General features: G+C 70.0%; 19 protein-coding genes and 1 pseudogene. 6 read left to right on the top strand and 14 right to left on the bottom strand.

Annotated elements, in window-relative coordinates:
- Positions 1–28: 28 nt before the first annotated feature.
- The 4 genes from Q5530_RS06180 (at position 29) to Q5530_RS06165 (ending at position 5,392) form a co-directional block, all read left to right on the top strand.
- Positions 29–1,117, top strand: coding sequence for a C40 family peptidase (locus Q5530_RS06180; RefSeq protein ID WP_415361228.1), 1,089 nt, complete (start codon positions 29–31; stop codon positions 1,115–1,117).
- Positions 1,111–3,096 carry a type IV secretory system conjugative DNA transfer family protein gene (locus tag Q5530_RS06175; RefSeq protein ID WP_415361227.1) on the top strand — a complete coding sequence of 662 codons (1,986 nt, stop codon included), beginning with the start codon at positions 1,111–1,113 and terminating at the stop codon, positions 3,094–3,096. The genes Q5530_RS06180 and Q5530_RS06175 overlap by 7 nt, the downstream gene beginning before the upstream one ends.
- On the top strand, positions 3,093–3,680 hold the full coding sequence (locus Q5530_RS06170) for a hypothetical protein (RefSeq protein WP_415361226.1): 588 nt from the start codon (positions 3,093–3,095) through the stop codon (positions 3,678–3,680). The genes Q5530_RS06175 and Q5530_RS06170 overlap by 4 nt, the downstream gene beginning before the upstream one ends.
- 209 nt (positions 3,681–3,889) lie before the next feature.
- Positions 3,890–5,392, top strand: a complete 1,503-nt coding sequence (locus Q5530_RS06165) for an ISL3 family transposase (protein ID WP_415361680.1) — start codon at positions 3,890–3,892, stop codon at positions 5,390–5,392.
- Positions 5,393–6,386: 994 nt separating this feature from the next.
- On the opposite strand, the gene Q5530_RS06160 is transcribed toward Q5530_RS06165, so the two are convergent.
- The 4 genes from Q5530_RS06160 to Q5530_RS06145 all read right to left on the bottom strand — a co-directional run bounded on the left by Q5530_RS06160 (position 6,387) and on the right by Q5530_RS06145 (position 12,158).
- Positions 6,387–7,148: a hypothetical protein gene (locus Q5530_RS06160; protein WP_415361225.1), complete on the bottom strand. Its 762-nt coding sequence runs from the start codon at positions 7,146–7,148 to the stop codon at positions 6,387–6,389.
- 258 nt (positions 7,149–7,406) lie between these two features.
- On the bottom strand, positions 7,407–9,461 hold the full coding sequence (locus Q5530_RS06155; RefSeq protein WP_415361224.1) for a hypothetical protein: 2,055 nt from the start codon (positions 9,459–9,461) through the stop codon (positions 7,407–7,409).
- Positions 9,462–9,498: 37 nt separating this feature from the next.
- Positions 9,499–11,499: a hypothetical protein gene (locus tag Q5530_RS06150; protein ID WP_415361223.1), complete on the bottom strand. Its 2,001-nt coding sequence runs from the start codon at positions 11,497–11,499 to the stop codon at positions 9,499–9,501.
- The gene (locus Q5530_RS06145; protein WP_415361222.1) at positions 11,496–12,158 is read right to left on the bottom strand and encodes a hypothetical protein; all 663 of its coding nucleotides are present in this window, start codon (positions 12,156–12,158) and stop codon (positions 11,496–11,498) included. Before Q5530_RS06145 ends, Q5530_RS06150 begins: the two co-directional genes overlap by 4 nt.
- Before the next feature lie 839 nt (positions 12,159–12,997).
- Here Q5530_RS06145 and Q5530_RS06140 point away from each other — a divergent pair.
- Complete coding sequence (locus Q5530_RS06140) at positions 12,998–13,390, top strand: hypothetical protein (RefSeq protein ID WP_415361221.1); 393 nt, start codon at positions 12,998–13,000, stop codon at positions 13,388–13,390.
- A gap of 276 nt (positions 13,391–13,666) precedes the next feature.
- Here Q5530_RS06140 and Q5530_RS06135 read toward each other — a convergent pair.
- The 8 genes and pseudogenes from Q5530_RS06135 to Q5530_RS06100 all read right to left on the bottom strand — a co-directional run.
- Positions 13,667–13,875: pseudogene (locus tag Q5530_RS06135) on the bottom strand (IS5/IS1182 family transposase); the annotation flags it as partial.
- Between the two features lies 1 nt (position 13,876).
- Entirely contained in the window at positions 13,877–15,067 is a 1,191-nt protein-coding gene (locus Q5530_RS06130) for a PrsW family intramembrane metalloprotease (RefSeq protein WP_415361220.1), read from the bottom strand.
- Entirely contained in the window at positions 15,064–15,654 is a 591-nt protein-coding gene (locus tag Q5530_RS06125) for a hypothetical protein (RefSeq protein ID WP_415361219.1), read from the bottom strand. The genes Q5530_RS06130 and Q5530_RS06125 overlap by 4 nt, the downstream gene beginning before the upstream one ends.
- Before the next feature lie 93 nt (positions 15,655–15,747).
- On the bottom strand, positions 15,748–16,398 hold the full coding sequence (locus Q5530_RS06120) for a phosphonatase-like hydrolase (protein WP_415361218.1): 651 nt from the start codon (positions 16,396–16,398) through the stop codon (positions 15,748–15,750).
- The gene (gene phnE / locus Q5530_RS06115) at positions 16,395–17,201 is read right to left on the bottom strand and encodes a phosphonate ABC transporter, permease protein PhnE (RefSeq protein WP_415361217.1); all 807 of its coding nucleotides are present in this window, start codon (positions 17,199–17,201) and stop codon (positions 16,395–16,397) included. The genes Q5530_RS06120 and phnE overlap by 4 nt, the downstream gene beginning before the upstream one ends.
- A 23-nt stretch (positions 17,202–17,224) precedes the next feature.
- A complete protein-coding gene (locus Q5530_RS06110) occupies positions 17,225–17,926 on the bottom strand; it encodes a phosphonate ABC transporter ATP-binding protein (protein ID WP_415361216.1) in 702 nt (233 codons plus the stop codon).
- Positions 17,926–18,828: a phosphate/phosphite/phosphonate ABC transporter substrate-binding protein gene (locus Q5530_RS06105; protein WP_415361215.1), complete on the bottom strand. Its 903-nt coding sequence runs from the start codon at positions 18,826–18,828 to the stop codon at positions 17,926–17,928. The genes Q5530_RS06110 and Q5530_RS06105 overlap by 1 nt, the downstream gene beginning before the upstream one ends.
- Positions 18,829–19,010: 182 nt before the next feature.
- Complete coding sequence (locus Q5530_RS06100) at positions 19,011–21,053, bottom strand: alkaline phosphatase D family protein (RefSeq protein ID WP_415361214.1); 2,043 nt, start codon at positions 21,051–21,053, stop codon at positions 19,011–19,013.
- 131 nt (positions 21,054–21,184) lie between these two features.
- On the opposite strand from Q5530_RS06100, the gene Q5530_RS06095 reads away from it, so the two are divergent.
- A complete protein-coding gene (locus Q5530_RS06095) occupies positions 21,185–21,913 on the top strand; it encodes a GntR family transcriptional regulator (RefSeq protein WP_415361213.1) in 729 nt (242 codons plus the stop codon).
- A 129-nt stretch (positions 21,914–22,042) separates the two neighbouring features.
- Here Q5530_RS06095 and Q5530_RS06090 read toward each other — a convergent pair whose 3' ends face one another.
- Positions 22,043–23,104, bottom strand: a complete 1,062-nt coding sequence (locus Q5530_RS06090) for a zinc-binding dehydrogenase (protein WP_415361212.1) — start codon at positions 23,102–23,104, stop codon at positions 22,043–22,045.
- 55 nt (positions 23,105–23,159) lie between these two features.
- Complete coding sequence (locus Q5530_RS06085) at positions 23,160–24,626, bottom strand: alkaline phosphatase family protein (protein WP_415361211.1); 1,467 nt, start codon at positions 24,624–24,626, stop codon at positions 23,160–23,162.
- Between the last annotated feature and the right edge of the window lie 101 nt (positions 24,627–24,727).

The raw sequence follows: 24,727 nt of genomic DNA, 5'->3' as shown, positions 1-24,727 counted from the left end.
CGCAGCCGCCCTGGTCAGCCTGCTTCTGTTGGTCGCACTGCTCAGCACCGGTGCGCAGGAGGCAACAGCGGCCCCGCCGCGCGGCGGCTGCACGGTCACCACCCCGACCGCCGACGGGCAAGGCGAGCGGGCGACCGTGCCGGGCGAGCAGGTGGAAGCCACGCTGACCGCCGACCAGATGGCCGTCGCGCGCACCGTCGTCGCCGTCGGCAAAGGACTCGGGGTGACGCGGCGCGGCACCGCGATCGCCCTGGCCACGGCCATGCAGGAATCCACCCTCGACCCGAACGCGGTCTCCGGGCGCAGCCTCGGGCTGTTCCAGCAGCAGGGCGAGCTGTACGCAGGCGTCAACCGAACCGATCCGGCCGACACCGCCAGGGCGTTCTACGAGCAGCTGCTCACGCGGGTTCCGGACTATGACGACCCGGCGGTGGCGCCGGCCGAGGCGGCGCAGACCGTGCAGGCATCCGGTGCCGGAGCCTCCTGGTACGCCCGCTGGGACCGGTGGGCCACCGCGCTGGCCGCCCAGCTCTACGACGGCGTCCCCGCCCAGGGCGCCACCGACGGTGCCGGTGGCATCGCGTGCACCCCGGGCGGCGGGTCCGGACCGATCCGCGTGCTGGTCGGCGGCACCACGATCACCCTGCCACCCGAGGCCGGGATCCTCGGCACGCTGACGATGCCCCACGAACAGGCCACCACGGTGGTGGCCGCGGCGTTGAGCTACCTGGGCACCCGCTACTCCTGGGGCGGTGGCAACTCGGGCGGCCCCACCATCGGCATCCGCGACGGCGGGGTGGCCGACGCCCACGGCGACTACGCGACAGTGGGGTTCGACTGCTCCGGGCTGATGGTCTACGCCTTCGCCCAGGCCGGCATCACCCTGCCGCGTGTCTCGCAGGACCAGCAGCGGTTCGGCCGCTCGCTGCCGTGGAAGCAGGCCCAGCCCGGAGACCTGCTGTTCTGGGGACGCCCGGCCACCCACGTCGCGCTCTACCTCGGCGCGCTCCAGGGCGTGCACTACATGGTCGAAGCACCCCGGAGCGGCGACGTCGTCAAGGCCGGCCTCGTGCGCACCCGCGCGGGATTCGACTCCACGGTGGTGCGCGCATGGTGATCCTGCGACGGCACCGCACGACACTGGAGCAGCGCCGACGCCGTGCCGCTGGCCTGCTGCTCGCCCTGGCCGGCGCGATCCTGACCGTGTGGCTGGCCGCGGGGCTGCTCGCCCTGCTCGACGGGCAAGGCTGGCGCCCACCCCGGCTCCAGCTGCACTCACCGGTCCACGGTGACGGCGGGCTGCCGGGGCTGCCGACCTACCGGTCCTCGTCCCCGACCACCACCGTTGCCGAGCCGGACCCGGCCGCTTCCCCGGAGGACGGGGCACGGTGGCCGGTGACCGTCCAGTGGCCGGTGCGCCCGCTGTGGTCGGCGACGGCCGCTGTGCCGCTGTGGGCGACGTGGCTGGCGTTCGTGGTCGCCCCCGTGGCCGGGTACCGCCGTGAAGGACTGGCCAGCACCCGCGAAGTCCGGCGCGCCCTCGGCCGCCGGGAGGCCCGCGGCAAGGGGCGGGTGACGTGGCCGCGAAGCCGGTGGTGGACCCGGCTGACCATGCCCACCGCCGCGTTCGGCTACCGCCTGGGACACCCTCTGCGGCCGTGGGCGCCGTGGGTGCCGCTGTGGGCGCACTTCGAGCACAACATCCGCATCCTCGGCCGCACCGGCTGGGGTAAAACCCTGCGCCTGCTCATCCCCGTCATCCGCGACCTGCCCGGTCCGGCGATGGTGCTCAGCATCGAACCGGCGGTGTTCACCCACACCGTGCTCGCCCGACAGCACCGCCCCGCACACCCCGTGCGGGCACCGTTGCGATGGCTGCCCCGCCACCGCCGGATCCGCGAGTACCCGGTCGCCGCGGTGGACTTCTCCGACCCGGCCAACCGGTTCACCGCAGGCTTCCCGCAGGTGCGCTGGAACCCCATCGACGGGTGCGGCGACTTCGCCGTGGCCACCCGACGGGCCCACGCCCTGGTCGCAGGCTCCGACACCGCGGGCACACAGCGGCGCGGCAGCGAGGACGACGTGTTCTTCCGCAACTCCGCCGCCGAGGTCCTGGCCGCCTGGCTGTACGCGGCGGCACTGGGCGGCTACGGCCTCGACGAGATCACCCAGTGGCTCTCCGACACCCAGCACACCACCCCACGCCGCGTGCTCGCCGAACACCCGCACACCGACCGCACCGCCCTGCTCGCGCTCACCACCCACCTGAGCACCCGATCCGACCGCACCACCTCCGGCGTCGAGCGCTACCTCGCGCTGACCATCAACGCACTCATCAGCCGCGACGGTCGCCAGTTCTGCGACGTGCACCCGGACCGGTCGTTCAACATGGTGGAGTTCGTTCGTGACGGTGGCACCGTCTACGTGCTGGCCGACCCCGACCGCGTCCACCGCGTACGCCCGCTGCTGTCGTTGTTCACCGCGGAGATGTTCATCGCCGCCCGCACCACCGCACTCGCCCATCCCGGAGGCCGGTTGCCCGTGCCGTTCGTCGCGGTGCTGGACGAGTTGCGGCACAGCGTCGTGGTGCCCAACCTGCCCTACGTCGGCAACACCATGCGCAAACACGGCATCCACTACCTCTACTCGGTGCAGAGCAGCAGCCAGGAAGACGAACTCTACGGCCCCCAAGCCGACGGCCTGCGCGCCTCGGCCGGCGTCACCGTCGTCGGCGGACTGGACATGACCGTCGCCCCCGAACTGGCCACCCGAGCGGGCAACGCAGCCCTCGTCGAACGAGCCCGAGAACGGGGCGGCGACCAGGTCACCCGCGTGGACAGCCTGCCGGTCTCCGAGCAGCAGCGCCTGGCCGACGGCCGCGCCGTCATCGCCCCACGCGGCAGCGGCCTGTTCATCGCCTCCGCACCCACGATCCACCAACGCCGCCGGCTGCGCCGCCGCATCCAGCGCGAGGTCGACGCCGTCGACGCGATCGTGCGCGAAGCACGCAGCCGTGAACACAGCCGCGCCCGAGCAGCCATGGACGCCGCCGACGCACGAGCCACCTTCAACCGACCCGGAGGCACCCAGCCGTGACCGGCCACCCGACGAATCCCGCCTCGACGGCCCTCGAACCGTCTGCCGAGCAGGACGTGGCGGTGTTGCTGGCCCTGCTGGACGCCGAACCCGCCGCTGTGCGACGCACCCCGTGGACGTGGGCCGCCCTGTCGGACGAGGAGGCTGCAGCGCTGCGACGGACCGTGTGGCGGTGGGTGGCCGACTACAACCTGGTGCACGCGGTGTCCAGTGGCGAACGCATTCCCGACTGCTGGGAGCTGCACCCCGGCCTTGCCCACGACCTCGCGGTCATGGTGTGGGTCTACTACGACACCCACCACGACCCCAGATCCACACCGCTGATGGCAGGCGACTACCACCTCCGCTACCTGCCGGCGTTCCGCGCGAGGCTGGATCGCCTGCTGGGCAGTGATCCCGCCGGTTGCCGTGCCGGCGAGCATCCCGTGTCGTGGCGCACCAGCCCCGGTGAGATTCGGCTTCCACCCGACCGCAACCAGCCTGTGAATGCCGACGAGGAAAACATGGCGTTGCGCTCCTCATTCGGCTTCACCGCGAAAGGCAAATCGCTGGATGCGGAGTTGCCCACACCAGGAAGTCAGTGAGCCAACGCCGCTGACCGCGCCACCGAACAGATGACGTTGCTCAAACCGGTCTGTCTGGGCGGCTGGAACGCACCAACGCGGGTGTCGAGGGACTGTTTCAAGATCGGCTCTGGCGCACTTCCGGTGGTGGTGTGGTGGACCCCGGGCCGTGACGGGGTCGAGGGTTGTCATGATCATTTATGGCTCGAGTGGCGAAGCTGGTCGGCACGGTGTTCTCGGGGCTTTCGGCGCTGTCGGTCGAGGGTGTCGAGGACGCGGGTGATGTGATCGTGGTGCGGGCGTCGACCAGGGGCGATGAGGTGGTGTGTCCCGCTTGTGGCACTCCGACGGGCAGGGTCCACGCTTTCCACGAGCGGGTCCTCGCGGATGTTCCGGTCGACGGACGCCGGGTGCTGGTCAGGGTGCGGATGCGCCGGATGCGTTGCCCTGTCACGGAATGTGCGCGCCGAACGTTCCGTGAGCAGGTACCGGGCTTGATCGAGCGGTACCAACGACGCACCGCGCGACTGGGTAAGCAGGTTCGCGGTGTCGTGCGCGAGCTGGCGGGCAGGGCCTCCGCTCGATTGTTACCGTCGCTGGGGATCGCGGTCGGGCGGGACACCGCGGTGCGGGTCCTGCTGGGCATCCCGTTACCGGATCGCGCGGTGCCGCGGGTGCTGGGGATCGACGATTTCGCCCTGCGAAGATGTCATGACTACGCCACCGTGGTGATCGACGCCGACACCGGCGCTCGGATCGACGTGCTGCCCGGACGCGGTGCCGACGTGGTGGCAGGGTGGCTGCGGGAGCATCCGGGGGTCGAGGTGGTGTGCCGGGACGGCTCCACCGCCTATGCGCAGGCCGTACGGGACGCGCTGCCGCACGCGGTGCAGGTCGCCGACCGGTGGCATCTGTGGCACGGCCTGTGCGACGCCGCGGGCAGGGAGGTCGCGGCCCACAGTGCGTGCTGGGCCTCGGCCACGGGACTGCGCCAGGGAAAGCTCGCCGAGACGACCCTCGATCGGTGGCGGCAGATCCATGCCCTGCGCGAGGCCGGGGTCGGGCTGCTGGACTGCTCGCGCCGCCTGGGCCTGGCGATGAACACGGTCAAGCGATACGCCCGCGCGGCCACACCCGAGCGCATCCAGCGGGTGCCGAAGTACCGGGCCTGCATGGTCGACCCGTACCGGGACCACCTCCGCACCCGTCGCGAACAGGAACCCGGCGTGGGGGCCACCACGCTGCTGGGCGAAATCCGCGCCCTGGGCTACAACGGCAGCCAGAACCTCCTCGTGCGCTACCTCAACCAGGGACGGCACCTCGACGACCATCCACACCTGTCGTCACGTCGGGCCGCCCGACTGCTCCTGACCCGCCCCGGGAATCTCACCGAACGGCAACGGGAACGACTCGACGCCCTGACCTCGGCCTGCCCGGAGATGACCGCGCTGGCAAGCGTTGTGCGTTCCTTCGCCACCCTGCTCGTACCCCACAAGGACAATCCCGCCCGGTTGACGGCGTGGACCACCGCCGCACGCGAGGCGGACCTACCGCACATGCACTCCTTCGCCCGGGGCATCGACCAGGACACCGACGCCGTCACCGCCGCGATCACCCTCGACCACCACAACGGACGCACCGAAGGTGTGAACACCAAGACGAAGCTGCTCAAACGCCAGATGTACGGACGAGCCAGCTTTGCCCTTCTCCGCCACCGCATCCTCCTCGGATGACACCACCGGAAGTGCGCCAGAGCCGCTCATGGGATAGACCCCCACCCGCCGCGGGAGGAGATGGGCAGCGCCAGGAATCCATGCGCTCCCGACACCACGCTGCCTCTGGGCTACTACTGGGTCTCGGGCGCAAGAGCCTGTCGCATTTCGGGAGGTGCCGGAGCGCGTACCGTCCGCCGAGGGGCCCGCCACCGACGACGAGTTCAACGGGTCGTCGCCCAGGATGAGCGTCAAGCCTGCCTGGTCAGCGTCGCCAAGTGCCAGAAGTGGTCGATGACGGGACGGCCGGGGTGCGGGTTCATCCTCGGGAACAGCAGTGACTGCAGGTACCCGATCGTCGGGTCCACGACCGGGTGGGCTGCAGGTCGTAGTCGGCCGGTCAGGTGAGGCGGTCGTGCGTGCCGACGAGAGTGGCTACTTCCGCAGAGTTCGAGAGGGTACCGAGGGGCACTTAGACGCCGGAGTTCGAGCCCGTCTATATCGAGATCGAGTCGGTGGCGAGCTGGTCGCCGACCTCATCGTTCGGCGTTGAGCACTCTCACTCCGCTGGGGGAGTCGCTGCGCGAACCGTTCGGTCGAATCGGCGTAGTCAGCGAACTGTGTTCCCGGGTCGAGGGTTGAACACCGCTGGCGCACCCGACCGCGGGGTGAGGAACTCCCGTGGCGGCGCGCGCCGAACAGGGCCAACAACTCGTCAACGCGCACGCGCAGCGGATCGAGCATCTGCCAGCCCGACACAGGTCAAGCACGAGCGGCACCAGGGTCGCCTGGTACTGCGGACGCGCCGAGCCGATTGCGGTCGCATGTGCTGCGGACAGCGCCAACACGATCCTCTGGGCGCCGACCCAGTCGATCACGGCGGCTGCAGTGGCGTGCTCGGCCGGTCGGAGCTTGTGCGGGATGTATGTCTTGTCCGGCTTGAATTGGAAGTGCACCGTGCTGAGCTTCGGTTCGAAAGGTAGGTCCGGACGGTGGTCGCGCGTATTGTCCGGCCCTATTTCGCGGATTCGGCTGGTCCGTCGGGAGCGTTTGGACCTTCGGTTGGTTCGTGGCCGAAGAGCTGCAAGCAGCGGTTTCCCAGTGTCGTGATGCCGTGCGCGTCGATGTTCGCCACGCCGTCCCAGGTTCCGTCGCCCAAAGTGCGCAAAGCGCCGTGGCGAACGAGCGCGGCTAGCACCCCGTCAAGGAAACTCACGTAGTCAGGTAGCGCCAGTGCCAGATGGGTCCCTTCCCAGCCTCGGTGCCCGCCAGGGTTGGACCACATCGATTCCGGAGGCACCGGTTGCTCTGCGATCAGTTTCAGCACAACGACGTGCGGTACTTCCAGGTCGTTCACCATCGAGGCCAGCAACCTCGCTTCGTCAAGGTGGCTGTCGCTGCGCAGGCCATCGGCGAGGATCTGGCCGAGGGCCTGGATCTTGTCCTCCATCGAAGTCCTCGCTGCTGCCTCCAAGACTTGGGCGAGCAATTCGAGGCGGGCGTCATGACCAACTGCCCGCTCCACCAAGATGTCGAGACCGACGTCCAAGAGGTCGGCGGCGTGTTCGAGCGACCGCGCCGCGCGGTCCCCGCGACGCTCTCCTGCTCGGGTCCACACCTGTTTCAGATACTTGAGCACTGGTGCGCTGCCACCCACCAGCGTCGCCCCGACGGGGTTCGCACCAAGCGCGACACTCGCCAACGCGGCGAGCGCTCCAAGCGCAGCGTCTCGACCTGCCCCTGAATCTGCCTTGCCCGATTCGTCACGCTTCGTCATCGTCACTCCTGTCTAGTTTCGACTAGTGGTCGCGGTGGCTAGTGCTGCGTCACGCAACCTCGGTTGGATAACCGGTCCAGGTGAGGATGGGTGAGTCGGTGGCGAAGCCGGTCTTGGGGCGGGCTCGTGCGTTGCGCCAGCGGACGTCAGGGCGCGCCCTTCCTCGGAGGGGGTGATGGCCGGATCATCGGGCCCGGTTCGTCGCTGTCGGTCGGGCAAGGCTCCCGACAGCGACGATTGTGATGACAGTCCGAGGATTCATCGGGGCATGCGGAGGTCGCTTGGGGTTGGGCGTCCGATTGGGAGTACACCGATGACGATGAGGCGTGGTGTCTCGGTGGCGCTGCGAGCCACGGAGGTAATCCAGACGCTGTCGTCGAGGCTGGCGTACCCGGCGGTGTGAGGGCCGTGGTCGGCGACGATGAGGATGCCGAAGGGCGGACCGGTTGCGGTGTAGTTGGTCGCCTGGGCGAGGTACGAGCGTTCGATGGCCTCTTTCGTGGCTTTGGGTTCGCGGCGTTTGGTTTCGATGACGAAGCGGTTGCCGGGTCGGGGGGTGTAGGTGATGTCGGTTCGGCCGCCGGCGACGTCGATGATCTCGCGTTGGACGGTGTCGGGAGTCAACTGGCCTGCCAGGTGATCGTGAAGGTCGTCCTGGATGGCTTTCTCGGGCCAGGTTTGGGGCTTGCCGTCGTCGTCGGGTGGGCGGGGGCCGAGGTAGGCGGTGCGGGCGCCGTAGAGGTCGGCTTGCGCGTCGAAGCGGCTGTGGAGGAAGCGCAGGACCTGTTCGAGCAGGGTGGTGAACTCGGTGGAGAACGGTGGCCGCCATTGAGGGCTCTGAGCCAGGCGGGCGAGGAGGCCGGCGAGGAGGTCGTCGAAGCGGACGTTACCGGTCGCGGCGAACCCGTGTTGGCGGTGTTGCAGGAGCGTTTCGATGCTGTCGAGGAGATCGGGATCGAGGTCGTCGTGTAGGAGGTGCTTGCCGTCAGCGAGTAGCCCCGCGAGGGCGGGGCGGTATTCGAGTGCTTTTCCCGGCATCACCTCGCCCTCCTGGGCTACTGTGGCCTGCCTGGCACGGATGGCGTCGCGAAGTGCGATGGCATCGGGATGATCGATGAACTGCGGGTCGTGGACGAGTGCCTGGTCGAGATGGTGCAGCAACCCGGAGTGGCGCAGGAAGGCCGATTCGATCGCGGGGAAGATCAGAGTGCCGAGTCCGTCGTCGTGCGTGGGGTGACTCCGGATGGCGCGGTCGGCCAGGTAGACGTCGAGCAGTTGATTGAGCGCGGAGGCCGCGTCGTACCAGCTGGGTTCGGTCAGGCGTGTCGCAGCCGTGCGCAGCGTGGTGACCAGGCGTGCCCATGCTCCGAGGGTTTGACCGCGGGCAGCAAGCCACGGGAGGTCGTGGTGACCGGAGTTCCAGGCGTACAGAGCGGTGAGGTCGGTTTCAAGGCGGTCGGTCAGGGCACTGAGACGTCCTCGTGCGGTCTCGGGTTCGTTTCCCTTGTGGAACTCGCTGAACACCAGGACGGCATCGATGGCGGCGGTGTAGAGGCGGGCGTCGTGGCGGTTCTCCTGGCCTTGGTCGGTGGTGTGCAGACGCAGGAGCGCGCGGCGCAGGTGGTCTTCGGTGATCGACGGGTCGTGTTCGGCGAGTGCGAGGTGTAGATCTGCCAGAGCGAGTTCGAATGTGGCGTCGGCTCGGGTCGGTGTGGACAGCCTCGGATTGTCGGCGAGCCGGACGAGCACCTCGGGCAGGTCGTTGCCGCCGAAGTGGTCGTGGGCCAAGCCGATCAGCAGTGGTAGCCGGTCGAGGGCATCGGCGGGTTCGTCGCCGGTGATCTCGGTGAGCAGGGTCAGCAACCGGTGTTGTGTGGTGCGTTCGGCTACCGCGAGCCGCAGCAGACCGAGCAGGGCAGGGTGCGCCAGCGTGGCGGTTCCTTCGGCTCGCAGAGCTGCGTCGGCATGGTCATAGAGCGTCCGTGCGGTGGTGGCCGCCAAGCGGTCCAGGAGTGCGGGGTGCTCGCACAGCACGTCGATAGCGTCGTTGAGCACCCAGCCACTGTCGGGTTCCCGTATGCCACCGCGCAGGGCCGCGAGTAGTGCGTCATGGTGTGCTGTGTCGAGGTTCGCCAGGCCGGAAGCGGCGGCTTGCATCAGGTACGGCAGTTGAGGACCGCGGCATACGACGTGTGCGTCTGCCAGAACCGCGTCGACCCCGCGGAGGTCGTCCAGGGTGGGGCCGGTGGCCAGTTGTTCGTCGGTCGCCATGCTGGCCCACGACTGCAACGCCTGCTCGGTCCCGGTGACCACCGTCCCTCCTCCCGGATCGTGTCTGCCGTCTGGTGCATTAGAACAGGTGATCGTCGGTACTGGTGATGATGTGCTCCTCCGGGAGCAGGCCGCTGACGAACTCCGGATGCGCGGTGGTGAAGACGACCTGGAGTTGCGGCAGTTCGGACGTGATGGCCTGCAATTCCGTGATCAGACTGCGTGCGGACTCGGCGTTGAGTTCTTCGGCGGCGATGGAGTCGATCAGTAGAAGTCCCGGGTGGGAGGTGATGCCGCGGTCGGCGCCGATGCGCAGCAGCGCGATCACGGTGGCGATGCGCATGCGAAGTCGGTCCCCTCGGGAGAGGTCCTTGAACGCGGTCTTCTCGCCGTCCTTCACAGCGTTGACCTGTCCTGCGCGGGTGAGCCGCACGGAGTCCAGGTTCTGCACGCCGAAGCGCTCGCACAGCGTGACGATCTCGGTGTCCATCTCGGGCAGGATCTGCTTGGCGGCCTGGTCGACCACGGCCCGTACTTCACCGTGGACGGCGGCGAGAACCGCACCGATGGTGGAGCCACCCAGGGCGGGTGCCGTCTGCGCGGGTGCGGTCGCGCTGAGCTTGCCTCGCAGACCCGCAGCGGTGAGTTCCAGCTGGTGCAGTCGGGTCAGTGGATGCCCGGCGGTCAGGGTTTCCCGCAGATGCCGTCGTGCCGCCTCGTACGCGGTATCGGCTTGCTCGGCTCCTCGTACGGCCTTTTGGTGGCCGGGCAGGAGGTCGGTTTCGGCCTGGGTGGCGTTGGTGACGTTCTCGTCGAGTTGGTTCAGCAGGGCCTCGGCGACCTCGGGGTCGACCTCGGGCAGGGGGCGGGTACAGACCGCACATGCCGCGTCGTCACGTTCCTGGCTGCGCCGGTCCGCGGTGAGCGGTTCCTCGCACCGCGGACAGCAGGTGGGATCCAGGCGGCCCAACACGCGCCGGGCGTGCCAGGTCTCGGTGGCATCGAGCTTGGCCTGCTCCGCGCGGATCCGGGCGTCCCGAGCGTCACGAAGCGCTTGATCCGTACGTTCGAACGACTCCCTGGCCTGTCGCAGCGCCTCCGCCGTGTCGTCGACGTCACGAAGCAGGGCCGAGACGTCGATCGCTTCCCGGGAACGCAGATCGGTGATGGCCTTCAGGGTCTCGTCGAGTTCCTTCTGCCAGTCTGTGCGTTGCTGTGTGCGTGCCTGCGCGTCGGCGTCGGCTCGTCGCTTGAACTGGGCCTCGGACTTCTTCTCCCGTTTGTCGGCCACCGCTAGCTCGGCCATGGCCGTGCTGTAGGGCAGGTCGACGAACAGCTCCAGCAACCGTCCCGGCAGACTAGCTGCGGGCACGTCACCGAGCAGTTGCTTGTCTCCTCCGGGATTGAGGTAGCAGGCGCCGAAGTAGGCGGTCCAGCCGTGCAGCTGTGGTGCGCCTTCGCCATCGGCGCCGCCGCCGGTCTGCCATACCTGGGTGTGCTCCATGCGTAGCGTGTCGAGCATGAATTCGCCGATGACGCGCTCGATCTCACCCAAGCCGACCGCTTCGGCAAGCAGTCGCAAATGCCCGTCCTCGGCGTCGACCAGCTCCTGCTCGGTATCGGCCGAACGGATCGTCGCCCTGATGGTGCGTTCCCAGCCGGAGGACGCATCGATCGCGATCCGCACCGGCCTGCCCGCCAGCACGGCGTCCAGCCGCAGGTGACGGATCCACGACCGCACGTCCTTGGGCAGGTCACGGGCCGCGCCACGCAGTGGCAGGACGAGAAATTCCAGCATGCTGGTCTTGCCGGCGCTGTTGGCGGGGTGGACGATCGCCCACACCCCCGGGCCGAAGCGCTGCCGCACCCGGATCGCCTCGCCGGACTTCTTTGCACCCTCCGCGGTCAGTTGCAGCACGCGGATTCGTCGGTCGGCGACGGCCGGTGTCTTCAGCACCACGTTGACCTCGGCCAACGCGCGCTCGACCTGCTGGGCGGACAGGCTCACCTCGGCGGCGGCACGTTCCAGGATTTCACCGGCGCTGGGCACGGAATCGGTACGCGAAGAATCGATCATCATGCTTCCTGCTCAACGGGAGCGACGGCGAGGGCCGCGTCAGCGTGGGCGTGCCGGGCTTTCAACCCGGCCAGACGGTCCCGCGCCTGCTCGGCGATGGACGGGAGGTAGGTGCCGGTAGGAGTCTCGGCGTAGTCGCGCACCAGGTACTGCCGATCCTTAAGTTGCGTGCCGCCCGAGCCTTCTGCCAGCGCCACGACCAGACGGGTACGCTCGACGTACCAGGACAACACCGGCGCCTCGTCCAGAATGCCGTCGACTACCTCCCGGCCGCGTCGCGTCAGCCAGTACCGGTGTTCACTCACACGGTCACCGTTCACGACCTGTGTCTTGCGGATCAAGCCCTTCTCGACCAGAGGAGCGAGGGCGTCGTCGAGAGGTTCGAACGCGCCGAACCGATGGCGCAGCATCGGCAGCCTGCGCAGATCCGGCTCGTCCGAATCGAGGATGCCCGCCGCGAGAGTCAGCAGGTGTGGCTCGTCAGGTGATTTCTCGAACTCCGTCAGTAGCTCGTTGGCCAAGTAATCGGGGTAACGAACCCAGAAGTCCAATTTCTGCAACTTGACCTGCGTACGCACCACTGAGACGGCGCTGTCCGGAAGGTTCCCGTCGGACGATGTCGGCGGCTGTCCGGCAGCCGCAATCAACAGCAGCAACCGCATCGCGCTCTGCCACCTGCTGGCCCTGCGCACTCCAGTCGTCAACGATCCCCCACCAGCCTCCGCCTTTCGCGAGCACACTGACAGCGACAGTCCCGATGCACGAGTCCCCGTTCAGGTGAGTTCATGACTCGACTGAGCCGACATCGCACTGCCTTGGCGATTCGTTTCAGAACTAGCCTGAACGAGTGAGGGGGCCATCGAACGTATGTTCGTTGCACGGCTGGTGTCGCTCGTCTTTGAGTCGCTGCGACCGACGAACCGGTCTCAGGACGGGCTGGTCTTCGGACCACCAGCTTGACCACCCGCCACCCCTCCGTCACCGAATGTCGACAGAAGGCGGGCCATGGCGATCTTGTGCAATCGGGATGTGCTTACCGACTGAATGGGCTGTGGGTCCAAGACAACGCCTACAATGAGGCGATGTCGATTACGGTGGCCAGGTAGAGCCAGCCTTCCCAGGTGTGGATGTAGGTGATGTTGCCGCACCACCGGGTATCGATATCCGTCGCGGCGCAGGAGAAGTCGCGGCGGATCAGGTCCGTCGGAACGGTCGCGGCGGGGTCGGGGACGGTGGTGGTGCGCCACTGCTTGAGTGCTTACAGCGAAGTGATCATAAGAGGATTGGCGTCGGTGATCATTACATTGGAAGCCGGATGATCCTGATACGCGGGCGTGACGTTCGGTCGAAGGCGCCGAGGAAATATAGAGGAACTGCGACATGTATCGGAGGGGTTGTGATGATCGCGTCGACCGTTGATGGCCAAGGTGCGTTGGGCTTGTGAATGGCCGGTGTGTCCGGCGGAGGGGAGCGGGCGAGGTCGGGGGAAGTCGCTCACGGGGTGCGTTTCGCGTTCTACGGGTGCGTCGACGGGTCGGATCCGGAAGGGTCCGAGGTGTCGAAGGCGTGGCAGCGTGAGATGGCCGAGCACACGATCGCGGGGCAGGGCGTGATCGTGGCGGGTTTCTTCGATGTCGAGGTGACGTCACGCGCCTCGTGGGCCGTTCGTCCGCGGGCCTCGGCGTTGCTCGCGGTGTCCGGTGAGTCGGACCGTGGCTTCGACGCTGTGGTGGTCGGTGACTTCGAGCGGGCGTTCGGCACCGTCGCCGAGTTCGAGGAGTTGGTGTTGTTCGAGAGGTGTGGGGTTCGGGTGTGGATGCATGAGGCTGTAGGTCTTGTTTCGGGGGCGGCCCGGACTTCCGGCGTTGTTGACCGTGTTGCAGTCAGTTATTGAACCGAAAGTGTGCGGTTGCCTGCCGCCTGGTGGTGAACCTGCTGGTCAGCAGCCTGAAGTGAAGGCAAGCGGACACTTTCGACGCAATATCCACTCGCCGACCGCCAGAGGAGTCGCGACGGGGCGACGTCGAGCGGGTCGGAGGGGCGGCGGCTGGGAGCGGCGTGACGGGCATGCTGTGACGGTTGCTCGAGTTTCTGTGGTCGTGCCCAGGGCCACGCGCGGGTGCGTGCGAGTAGGTGCGCGGCGTCAAGGTGAAGTCTCTCCACCTTTGGTGATCAGGTGATGGTTCGAACCCGGCCGACCCCGATCGACGGGCGAGGGGCCCGTCGCCGCCCCCTTTAGCACACGCATATGCGAGGCGTCCACCACCGCCGTGTCCACCTCCAACCGGCCCAACGCGCAGCTGATCCAACAGCGCCTCGTGCAGCGCGGGCCACACGCCGGCCTCGGTTCAGTCCCGTAACCCGCCGCCAGCACATCACGTCACGCCTGCTGTGCCTGCACCCGCTGTCCGCCGATCAGGGCGTCGAGCCGGGCGCGGGCGCGACGCACGGCGTACTCGTGGTCGGCGAGTTTGGTTCCCGCCCCGTAGCGGCCGTGGTACATGACCAGGCGCACCTGTTCGCGTTGCAGTTCGTGCAGCGCCTTCGCGGCCTTGCGGCCTTTGGCCTTCTTCAGCTGTGTGCGGGCGTGGCGGCGGCGTCGCAGGGAGGGCAGGTCGGCGCGTTCGGCCGGGGTGATGAGGTCGTCGGCGACGAAGTGCTCGGCGAGCACCGTCAGGTAGGTGCCTTCCTCCTTGCCCGCGAGCCGCCAGATCAGGTAGCCGACGACGGCCACCGGAACGGCTTTGATCAGCACCGAGGGGAAGAAGCCGAGGTCGGTGAGGAACGGCGAGTTCCAGAAGAAGTGCAACGTCCACGCCACCGCGAACGCCGCCACCGCCACCGCCAGGCGCTGGGCGAACGGCTTGTGCCGCCGGGTTAGGAAGTACCCGACGCCGAACGCGGAGACGGAGGTGAACATCGCGTGGCTCCAAATACCGCTGACGATGCCGCGGACGCCGAGCACGAAGGCGACGGGCAGCACCTCGTCGTCGCTCGGGAACGCGATGGCGGCGTTGATGGAGTACGACAGGTCTTCCAGGACCTGGAAGCCCAGACCGACCATCGCGCCGACGGCCACCACGGACAGCAGGGTCGGGAACTGGTTGCGGGCGACGAGCACCAGCAGGATCACGCCGAGGATCTTCAGGGTTTCCTCGACGCTGGGTCCGGCCAGGGCTGCTCCCCAGTCGGCGGCGTACTGCGGACCGCCCAGCTTCGCGGCCAGCGAGAAGACGGCGGCGTTGGCGGAAACGGCGAGGTAGGTCGCGGCGAAGCCGCCCCAGGCGAAGGCCAGCACGTAGCCCAGCGGTGGATGTTGCTCGAACAGGTCCAGCGACCGGAGGAACAGCAGCACGGGAATGGTGTAGAGCGTCCACACCACGACTCCGGACAGCACTGCGACGGGCACGATGCGGTAGGCGGTGAGCAGTTGGGTGGCCTCGAAGAACAGGCCGTTGGCGATGAAGAACACCATCACCCAGAACGCCACGCGCCGCGGCTGGAAGAAGCTGTCGACGCCCACGGGGGCCAGGAGGTCGGGGGCGGCCTTGGCGTGCTTGACCTGCGTCACGGTCGGGCTCCCGTCATCCGGATGCTGTCGAGCATCTCGTCGACCTGGCCGGCGGTCCGCTGGTAGGTCTCCACCGCGCTGGGGCCGTAGGCGAGCACAGACAGGTCGGACTGCTCGTCCACTACGACCCACGCCCGGCCTTGCAGGTGCGGGCCTACGTAGGCCAGCGCCACCCCGGTCAGGCCGCCGTCGGTGTGGAAGGACGACCCGTCGCCGGTCAGCCGGATCGAGCCGTCGGCGGTGATGCTCCGCCTGGTGCGCTCGACCTCCTCGGCGGTCGTGCCCTTCCACTCGCTCACGGCCACGGCGAACGTCGCGCCGTCACCGGCCACCTGTGATCTGCTGCCCGGCGTCGTGCCCTCGCGGATGAGCGACCACCCGTCGGCCGGCACGAAGGTCACGCCCTCCCCGACCTCGATCGTCGTCCCCGGCTCGATCACCTCGGCCCCGGAGGTGTTGTCGTCCACGACCACCAACGCGCCGACCAGCAGCACGATGACCGCGACCACGATCAACGACCCCCACCACGTCCGGTACGGCTCACGACGTGGTAGTTCCGGTAGTCCCGTCGTTTCGGTACTGCTCATACCACCACCTCCAGGCTGCTCCCGAAGGACGAGTATGGGCACGGCCACTCGCGTCCGCATGATGGAACCGGGGCCCGCACCGGAGGGTGACGACTACCGCCCGGCGAGCAACGACGGGATGTCCCGCACACCGCCCAGCACGTGGGTGGGGTGCTCGGCTTCCAGCTCCGCCCGCGTCTGAGCCCCGGTGAGGACGCCCGCGACGATTCCGGCGCGGGCGGCGAGTCCGGCCCGGACGTCGAGTGCGGTGTCGCCGGCGGCCAGGACGTGCGCGGGGTCGGTGACGCCGGTCAGCTCCATCGCCCGGTGGATCATGTCGGGTCGGGGCCTGCCGCCGCCGACCTCCGAGGCGCACACGACGGCGTCGAGGTGCTCACCGACCCGCCAGCCCACCGCGTCCAGCAGCGGGTCGGTGATCGTCCGGTCGAAGCCCGTGGTGAGTACGACCCGCACACCGGCGCTGTGCATCGAGGCCAGCGCTTCCGGCACGCCGGGCAGCGGGACGGGCGGGATCTCGGCGTAGGCGGCGCGCAGGCGTGCGACGAACTCGGCGTGCAGGTCTTCCACCGCGTCGGGGTCGCCGGTGAGAGCGGCGAGGGCTTCTCTCTTGTCGGCTCCCATCCAGGGGCGGACGTCGACGTCGGGGACGCCGTGGTCGGTCACGACGGAGGTGAGCACGCGGTAGACCGCGCCGCCCTCGTCCACCGTCGTGCCTGCGATGTCCAGCGCGGCGAGCGCGATCATGGGTGGTCCCCTTCGGACAGCCGGTGGCGGACGACGGCGGAGAGCCGGTCGACCGCGACGATGAGCACGACGACCACGAGGATGTGGGTCAGCATCTCGTCGAACTTGAACAGCTTGATGGACTGGTTGATCAGGAAGCCGATGCCGCCCGCGCCGACGAGGCCGAGCACGAGCGACGAACGGACGTTGACGTCGAAGCGGTACATCAGCAGGCCCGCCAGTTGCGGCGACACCGAGGGCAGCAGGGCGTGTGCGGCGACCTGGACGCGGTTCGCGCCCGCCGACCGCAACGCCTGTGACGGGCCTGGGTCGGCGTCCTCCAAGGATTCCGCCCACAGCTTGCCCATCACGCCGACGTTGTGGCACACCAGGGCGAGCACGCCGGGGAACGGGCCGAGGCCGACGGCGGTGACGAAGATGAGCGCGAACACCACGTCCGGCACCGCGCGCAGGAACGACAGCACGGCGCGCGCGGCCTGGTAGACCCAGACCGCCGGGGCGGTGCCCCGTGCCGCGAGCAGCGCCAGCAGCAGGGAGAACGGGATCGACAGTGTGGTGCCCAGCAGCCCGATCCACAGGGTGACCAGGGCGCCGTCGAGACTGGGGCCGAGCACGTCCCAGGACAGGTCGGGCGGCACGGCCTCGGAGAGGAAGTCGGCCATGCCGCGCCAGCCGTCGGCGAGCGCGCCGAAGGAGATGTCGGTGGTCTCCCACGCGACGGCGTGTGCGGCCACCACGACCGCGGCCACGATCCAGCCGATCAGCGCCGCCTTGGGGCGGCGGGGTTTCGGTGGCACGGGCATGCGGCGAAAACCGTCCACAGTGGTCACGACACGGGCTCCAGGGCCTGGTAGAGGAAGTCGACGGACTGATCGGGCCGTCCGTCGAGCACGACGCGGCCGTCGCGCAGGCCGACCACGCGGTCGGCGTGCCGGGCGGCGAGGGCGGGCTGGTGCAGCACGGCGAGCACGGCCAGGCCCTCGACGTGGGCCAGCTCCGCCAGCAGGGCGAGGACCTGCTCGGAGGCGGCGGGGTCCAGCGCGGACACCGGTTCGTCGGCCAGCACCACGCGCGGGCGCTGGCACAGGGCCCGCGCCACGGCCACGCGTTGCTGCTGGCCGCCGGACAGGCTGCCGGCGCGGTCGTGGGCGCGGTCGGCCAGGCCGACCCGGTCCAGGCAGGCCATGGCCTCCTCGCGCACCTCGCGCGGGAACCCGAGCAGCGACGAGCGCAGCGACAGGCGGCCGAGTGCCCCGGCGCAGACGTTGTCCAGCACGCTGCGCCGCCGCACGAGGTGGATGCGCTGGAACACCAGCGCGAGGTCGAGCCGGTCGCGGGGCCGGCCGTCGACGGTCACGCGGCCCGCCGTCACCGGCACCAGGTCGGCGGCGGCGCGCAGCAGGGTGGACTTGCCGGAGCCGTTGGCGCCGAGCACGGCCAGCAGTTCGCCCCGGGCCACGGTGACGTCCACGCCGTGCAGCACCGGGCGGTCGCCGTAGCGGACGGCGATGCCGGACAGCTCCAGCATCAGACGTCCTCCTCGGTCAGGCCCATGGTCTCGGCCAGGTCGAACAGCGGCTGGTAGGTGGACTTGTCGACGGCGACCAGCGGGCCGGGCGGGTCCACGTCGAGCAGCTTGCCGATCTCGGCTACGGCGTCCGGCGGCAGCTTCAGCAGGGCGTCCTTCACCGCGCTCTTGAACTTCTGCGGCAGCTCGCCGCGCACGGTGATCGGGTCGTTCGGGATCGGGTCGGAGGTCCACACCTGCTTGAACTTCGACTGGTCGAACGTGCCGGCGGCGGTGGCGCTGCCGAGCTGCTGGGAGTTGATCTCGGCAGCATCGACCGCACCGTTGACCAGCGCCAGCAGCGCTTCGGGGTGGCCGCCCGCGTAGGTGAGCTTGACGTCGGAGTCGGCCATGCCCGCGTCCCGGAGAGCCTTGCGGGGCAGTGCGTCGCCGGAGGTGGAGCCGACCGAGCCCAGTGCCAGCGACCGGCCGCGCAGCTGCTCGATCGTGGTGATGTCGGAGCCGGCGGGCACCCAGATGCCCGCGGTGTAGCTGGAGAGCGTTCCGTCGGACTCGCCGAACGACGCGACGGCCTCGGCGCCTGCGCGCTTGCTGGCGAACACGTAGCCCAGCGGGCCGAAGATGCCGATGTCGAGCTTGCCGTTCTGCATGGCCAGGACTTCGGCGGAGTAGTCCTCGGTGACGGTCAGGTCCACCGGGCAGTCCAGGGCCTTCGACAGCGCGTCGGCGAGGACCTTCGCGGCCGGCGTGAGGCGGGCCGGGTCCTCGAACGGCTCGACGCCGAAGCGGATCGTGCCGTTCGGGCAGGTGGCGGACTGGGCTTCGTCGGCGGAACCGCCGCAGGCGGTGAGGACGAGGGCGGCGGCGAGGCCACCCGCGAGGGCGAAACGACGGACGGACACGGTGCGCTCCGGTGGGGGCGTGGAGTGGGAGGGACTGCCGCGGCGGCGGGCCCGGGAGGAACGGTCGCAAGTCCACGCCGGGCTGGTCAACACTTGTATTGACAAGTCATCGGCTGTTCACCCGGCGTAGACCCGCTGGTCGGACTCGGTGGGGCGGGGAGGGGTCGATCAGGCTGTGTCGATCAGGCTGGGTGGCCGAGGTCGGTGGCCGTGCGGCGGACCTCGAACAGCCGGCGGCCCTCCCGGTTGATCCAGGTGGCGGTCAGCGTGGCGGGGGAGGCGGTGGTGTCGGCGACGAGCTTGAGGAACACGTGCGGTTCGACGGCGCTGTGCACGAGGGCGGGGTGCGGGGTGTTCAGGCTCGGGATGGTGCTGTTGTGCAGCGGGCTGACGATGTACTGCCACAGGTCGTAGCCCACGCGCGGCCCGTAGTTCAGCGCCCGGGACACGTGGATGTCGCCGCCGATCAGGAAGCAGCCGGGGATGCGCTCGGCGGCGATGAGGTCCAGGATCGCGTTCTTCTCGTGGGCGTAGGTCTCCCAGTCGTCCTTTTCGGCGTTGCCCTTGTCGTCCCAGATCATGCCGGTGGCCAGGGCTTTGAAGGTGGCGGTGCTGCGGCGCAGCCGGTCGCGCAGCCAGTCCCACTGCGTTCGGCCCAGGCAGGTCGGTTTGGTCGGGTCGGCCCAGCTGGGCTCGGTGCGGCTGAACCAGCGCGGGTCGAGCAGGAACACCTCCACCGGACCGCGGCGGAACGAGGTGTAGACGCCCTGGCCGGCGCCGCGGGTGGTGAGCTGGGCGCCGTTCGCGTCGTGGCCGAAGGTGGCGTTGGCCCGGTAGTCCACGAACGCGGTCCGGTTGTTCGCCTTGGCGCCGTAGTCGCCGTGGTAGTCGTTGCCGCCGAAGTCGTGGTCGTCCCACGTGCCCCAGACCGGCATCGAACGCACCAGCCGGGCCAGCTCGGGCTGTGCCAGGAACTGCCGGTGCTTGGTGCGCGCGACGGCGAGGTCGGTGGAGTCGACGTAGGGGGTGTCGCCGAGCATGACGAAGCTGTCGCAGCCCTCGTCGACGATCCGCGTCCACACCGTGTTCGGCGTGGACGGTGCGCACGAGCCCAGGCCCATCGTGACGACCGCGGGCGCGCCCGCCGCCGGAGCCGTGGTGAACGACCCGGTCAACGGCGCGAATCCCGGCGCGCCGCCCTGCGGGGCGATCGAGTAGTCGTAGCGCGTCGCCGCGCGCAGTCCCGTCACGGTCGCCAGCAGCGTGTTGTCGTTGGCAGGGGAGAGGGTCGTGGTCACGGTCCTGGTCGTGGTCCCGGCGCGCACGGTGCACACCCAGGTCGGGAACGCGGTCGGGTCCAGGCCGGGGCGCGCCCAGAGGCGGACGCCGGTCTCGTCGACGTGGCCGACCAGCGGGCCGACCGCCGCCTCGGCGGGCATCGGGGTGGGCACGACGGCGGGCGCGGTGCCCGCCCGGACCCGGCGCACGTACCCGGCGAGGTTGGTGAAGAACGCGACGCTGTCCGCCACGGCCGCCGCGGGCTGCACGGCCGTTCCGGTGGCGTCGAAGCACTTGTCCACGGTCAGGCTGCCCACCAGGAACCGGCCGGTCCCGTGCGCGGCCTCCAGCAGGCACGGCGGCGCGCCGGTCGCCGCGCACGCCATGAGCACCCGCATCGACCGCCAGGAGCGGACGGTCTCCCAGCTGACCCGGATCGCGGTGGCGCGGCCGGTGAACAGTCGACCCTCGGACAGTCGCAGCCCCGCGACCAGGGGGTGGTCGGCGGCGGTCGGGAAGACCGTGTCGTGGTCGGCGTCGGTGCGCACCGCGAGCAGCCCTTCGGGCAGGTAGGGCACGACGGCCCCGTACTGGTCGGACTGGGCCAGGTCCAGCACGACCCGGCCAGTCGCCGCGAACTCGCGCAGCGAGGCCGCGTGGGTGGCGGTGTAGCCGAGGTAGCGGGAGTCGTTGTTGGTGAAGCTGCCGAACGCGATCAGGTCCACGCCCTGGGCCGTGGCGGGTTTGGTGGTGTCCAGCGGCACGGTCGTGAAGCCCGCGCGGCGCAGCAGTTCCGCCAGGCCGGTGGCCTTCGTCCACTGGTCGGTGAACTCCAGCACCGCCGCTGTCGGGGACGTCTGCGCCTGCGCGGTGGTGGCGGTCGCGGTCAACGCGGCAGCGACGCCCCCGACCAGAAACGACCTGCGGTGGATTCCTTCGTGGTCCATGTGTCCTCCTCGATGGGGAACCATGGGCCTCGGTCCCGTCTCCGAACAAGCTCCTGTATTGACAAGTCATCGCTTGTTCACGCCTACGACGAGAAGGGTTCGCCGCGATCGTCGACTTGTAGAGTCAAGGTATGACGACTCCCCTGCACCGGGTCATCGCCGCGGAACTGCGGCAGCGCATCCGCGGTGGTGTGCTCGCCGTGGGCGACCCGTTGCCGTCCGAGGCGAGGTTGTGCGAGGAGTTCTCCGCCTCGCGCGGTCCGGTCCGGCAGGCGCTGGCCGCGTTGCGGGAGGAAGGGCTGATCGGCGGTGGGCAGGGCAAGCGCGCGGTGGTGCTCGACGCCGTGCCGGCGCAGCCGTTCGAGTCGTTCCTGTCCTTCACCCGCCGCGCCGAGATCACCGGTCACGAACCGGGGCAGCGGTTGCAGGAGATCGCGCTGCGCCGCCCGGAACCCGCGGTCGCGGCGGCCCTGGGCATCGACCCCGACGAGAGGGTTGTGCAGCTACTGCGGTTGCGGCTGCTCGACGGCCGCCCGGCGATGCTGGAGCGGATGACCTATGTCGAGGCGGTCGGCCGTCCGCTGCTGGACGCCGACCTCGACGCCGGGTCGATCTACGCGCTGCTCATCGAGCGCGGGGTGGACCTGCACTCGGCCCGGCACACCTTCGACGCCGTCGCCGCCGACGACCTCGACGCCCGCCTGTTGGACGTGCCCGAGGGCGCGCCGCTGCTGCGCGAGCGGCGGCTGACCACCGACTCGAATGGCACGCCGATCGAGTGGTCTGACGACCGCTACCGCCCCGACGTCGCCACGGTGACCGTCACCAACACCCGCAGCACCCGCACCGCGGCGCTCTAGCGGGACGAGCGGCGGCCGACGCCGCCACCGGCCGACCGGGCCGACACCTCGCGCGACGACGGTGCTGTCGACGACTTGTCCGACGGGCAGTCCGGCCGGTGGCGACCGGGTCACCTCCCGGACGCACTCCTAGCGGGGCACCACGGCCTGCCGCATGGCCCCCGCCGTCCGGGCCGCGGCGAACGCGGCCTCCACCTCGTCCAGGCCGAAGGCGCCCGCGACCAGGTCCGCGAACGGCCGAGTCCGGTGGTGGGCGGTCAGGAAGGCGATTGCCGTCAGCAGGTCGGCGGGCCGGTAGTTGTGCACGCCGACGATCGAGTGCAACCCGCGCACCACCCGTTCCGGGTCCAGCGGCACCGGCTCGCCGGGGGACACCGACCCGGCCAGCACCGCGGTGCCGCCCACCGTGATCGCGCGCAGGCAGGCGTCCACCGCCGACGGCTTGCCCGACAGTTCCAGTGCCACGTCCACGTCGAGCGGCGCGGTGTCGGCGACCTCGGCCGCGCCGAACCGCAGGGCCTGTTCCCGCCTGGTCGGGTCCGGGTCGACCGCGATCACGTGCGCCCCGGCGTGCGCGGCCATCGCGACCGCCGTGACGCCGAGCATCCCCGCCCCGGTGACCAGCACCCGCCGCCCGTCCAGTGGACCGGCGGCGGCGACCACCGCGGCGACCGTGGCCGTGGCGCAGGAGGCGGGCGCGGCCACCGCGTCGGGCAGGTCGTCGGGCACGGCCACCACCGCGGTTCCCGGCAGCAGCACGCAGTGCGTGGCGAACCCGCCGGTCAGGGGCGCGTCCTCGGCCAGCGGCTCGTGCCCGTACTTGCGCAGCCGGCGGCACTTCTGCGTGAGCCCGCGCGCGCACCGGTCGCAGTCTCCGCACGAGGCGGTCACGGACCACACCACGCGCATGCCGGGGACCACCGGTGCGTCGTCCACGCACCGCACCCCGCCCCTCCCCACCGCGACCACGGTGCCGACCTGCTCGTGGCCCAGCACCGAGGGCGCGGGTGACGACCGCCGCCCGGTCACGGTGTGCAGGTCGCTGCCGCACACCGTGGCCAGGTCCACCCGGACCAGCACCTCGCCCGCTCCGGGTGTGCCGGGTGTGGCGGTGCTGATCAGCGTGAACGGCAGGTCCACCCCGTCCCACCTGGCGTAGCGGACGGGAACGGGCCGGGTGGTGCCGGTCATCGTCTTCACCTTGTCTTGGTCGTCGGGGGATCGGTCCGGAAGGCTCGGGCCAGTGTCAGAAGGTGATGGAGGGGTGGTCCACGGCCCAGAACCAGTTGTTGTCGCCGTTGGCCAACCGCCACGTCACGGTCATCCGGGTCGCGCCGGTCGGGACGGCGACCTGCACCTGCTCGACCTTCGCGACCACGTCGCCGCTGTAGGTCAGCGCGGTCCGGGCGGTGCCGCCGTCGAAGGAGACCGACACCGTGGCGGTCTCGGCGCCCTCCTTGCGGTAGTGCGAGCCGAACGTGATCGTCGCGCGGGAGCGACCGGTGACGTCGTGCGCGGGGGAGACCAGGGCGCTGGTGAACGTGCCGGTGCGGGCGCGGTCGGACCACTCGTCGGAGTCGGCGACCGCGAACACGCCGCGGGCGCGCACGTTGGTCTCGCGCCACTGGCCGGTCTCGGTGCGGGTCCAGAAGTCGTCGTCGGTGAACGCCCACCCGTGCCACTCGGTGACGCCGCCCGTGCCCATGCCGGTGTTGTCGATGCGCCACCCGGACGGCGCGGTGTCCGACCAGCCGGAGACGCCGATCGCCTCGTGCACGGCGGGCTTGAGCGCGACGGTGTCGAACGGGTCGGTGGAGGCCGTGCCCAGCGGGCGGCCGTCCAGGCCGGTGGCGGAGACGCCGAACCGGGCGAGCACCGTGGCGGCGACGTCGACGTTTTTCGGCGCGACGGCCGGCGTGCCGGCGGCGACGCCCGGTCCGGTGTGGATGATCAACGATGCGCGCTCGCCGGGCGTGCTTCCGCCGTGGCCGCCGGTGTCGGTGTGGCCGTGGTCGGAGGTGACGATGACGCTCCACGCCTCCTGGGCGCGGGTCGGTCGGGCGGCGATCGCGTCGAGTATCTGCTTGATCCTCTTGTCCACGGCCGTGACCGCGGCGCGGTAGCACGCGCCGGCCGCGCCGCAGGAGTGCCCGGCGGCGTCGACGTCGTCGAAGTGCAGGAAACCGGCGTCGGCGTCGGTGGTGCGCAGGTGCTGCGCGGCCCGGTCGGCGGTGGCCTGATCGCCGCCGGAGGAGACCCGCAGGTCGATTTCGGGGCCGAAGATCGGTGTGCCCGCGCTCGTGGTGACCAGGGGAGCCCAGGTGGCGATGGCGTAGGTCGACGTGGCGCGGTCGGCGCGTTCGAGCCGGGTGAGGAAGTCGGGGTGCTCGGCGAGGCGGTGGTTCGTGCCCCACGAGTTGCTCAGCACGCCGTGCTTGTCGGGCCACGCGCCAGTGGCGATGGTCGCCCAGCCCGGTCCGGACAGCGTCGGGGCCATCGGGTTGGCGTACAGGGAGGTCTTCGCCGAGGAGCCGGTGGTGATCAGGGAGTCCAGCGCGGGCGCGTCGGCCGCGGCGATCCGGTCGAGCATCAGCCCGTCGACACCGATGACGAGCACCTTGGGCACGACCGCGGCGGCGGCCTGGGGCAGGGGCACGGCGGTCAGCGCGGCAACCGCGAGACCGGCGGCGGTGAGGTTGCGCAGGGAGCCCACGCACATCTCCTTCGCTGCGGGAACTTGACCATACGAGAGCACGATGTGTGCCGGTCAATCTTCGACGCCGGGCCTCTCCAGCAGGGTGAATAACGGGCTAA

This window comes from Saccharothrix sp. BKS2 (assembly GCF_047689505.1).
Classification (GTDB): Bacteria; Actinomycetota; Actinomycetes; order Mycobacteriales; family Pseudonocardiaceae; genus Actinosynnema; species Actinosynnema lopnurensis.
This window is presented reverse-complemented; position numbering and strand designations above follow the sequence as displayed.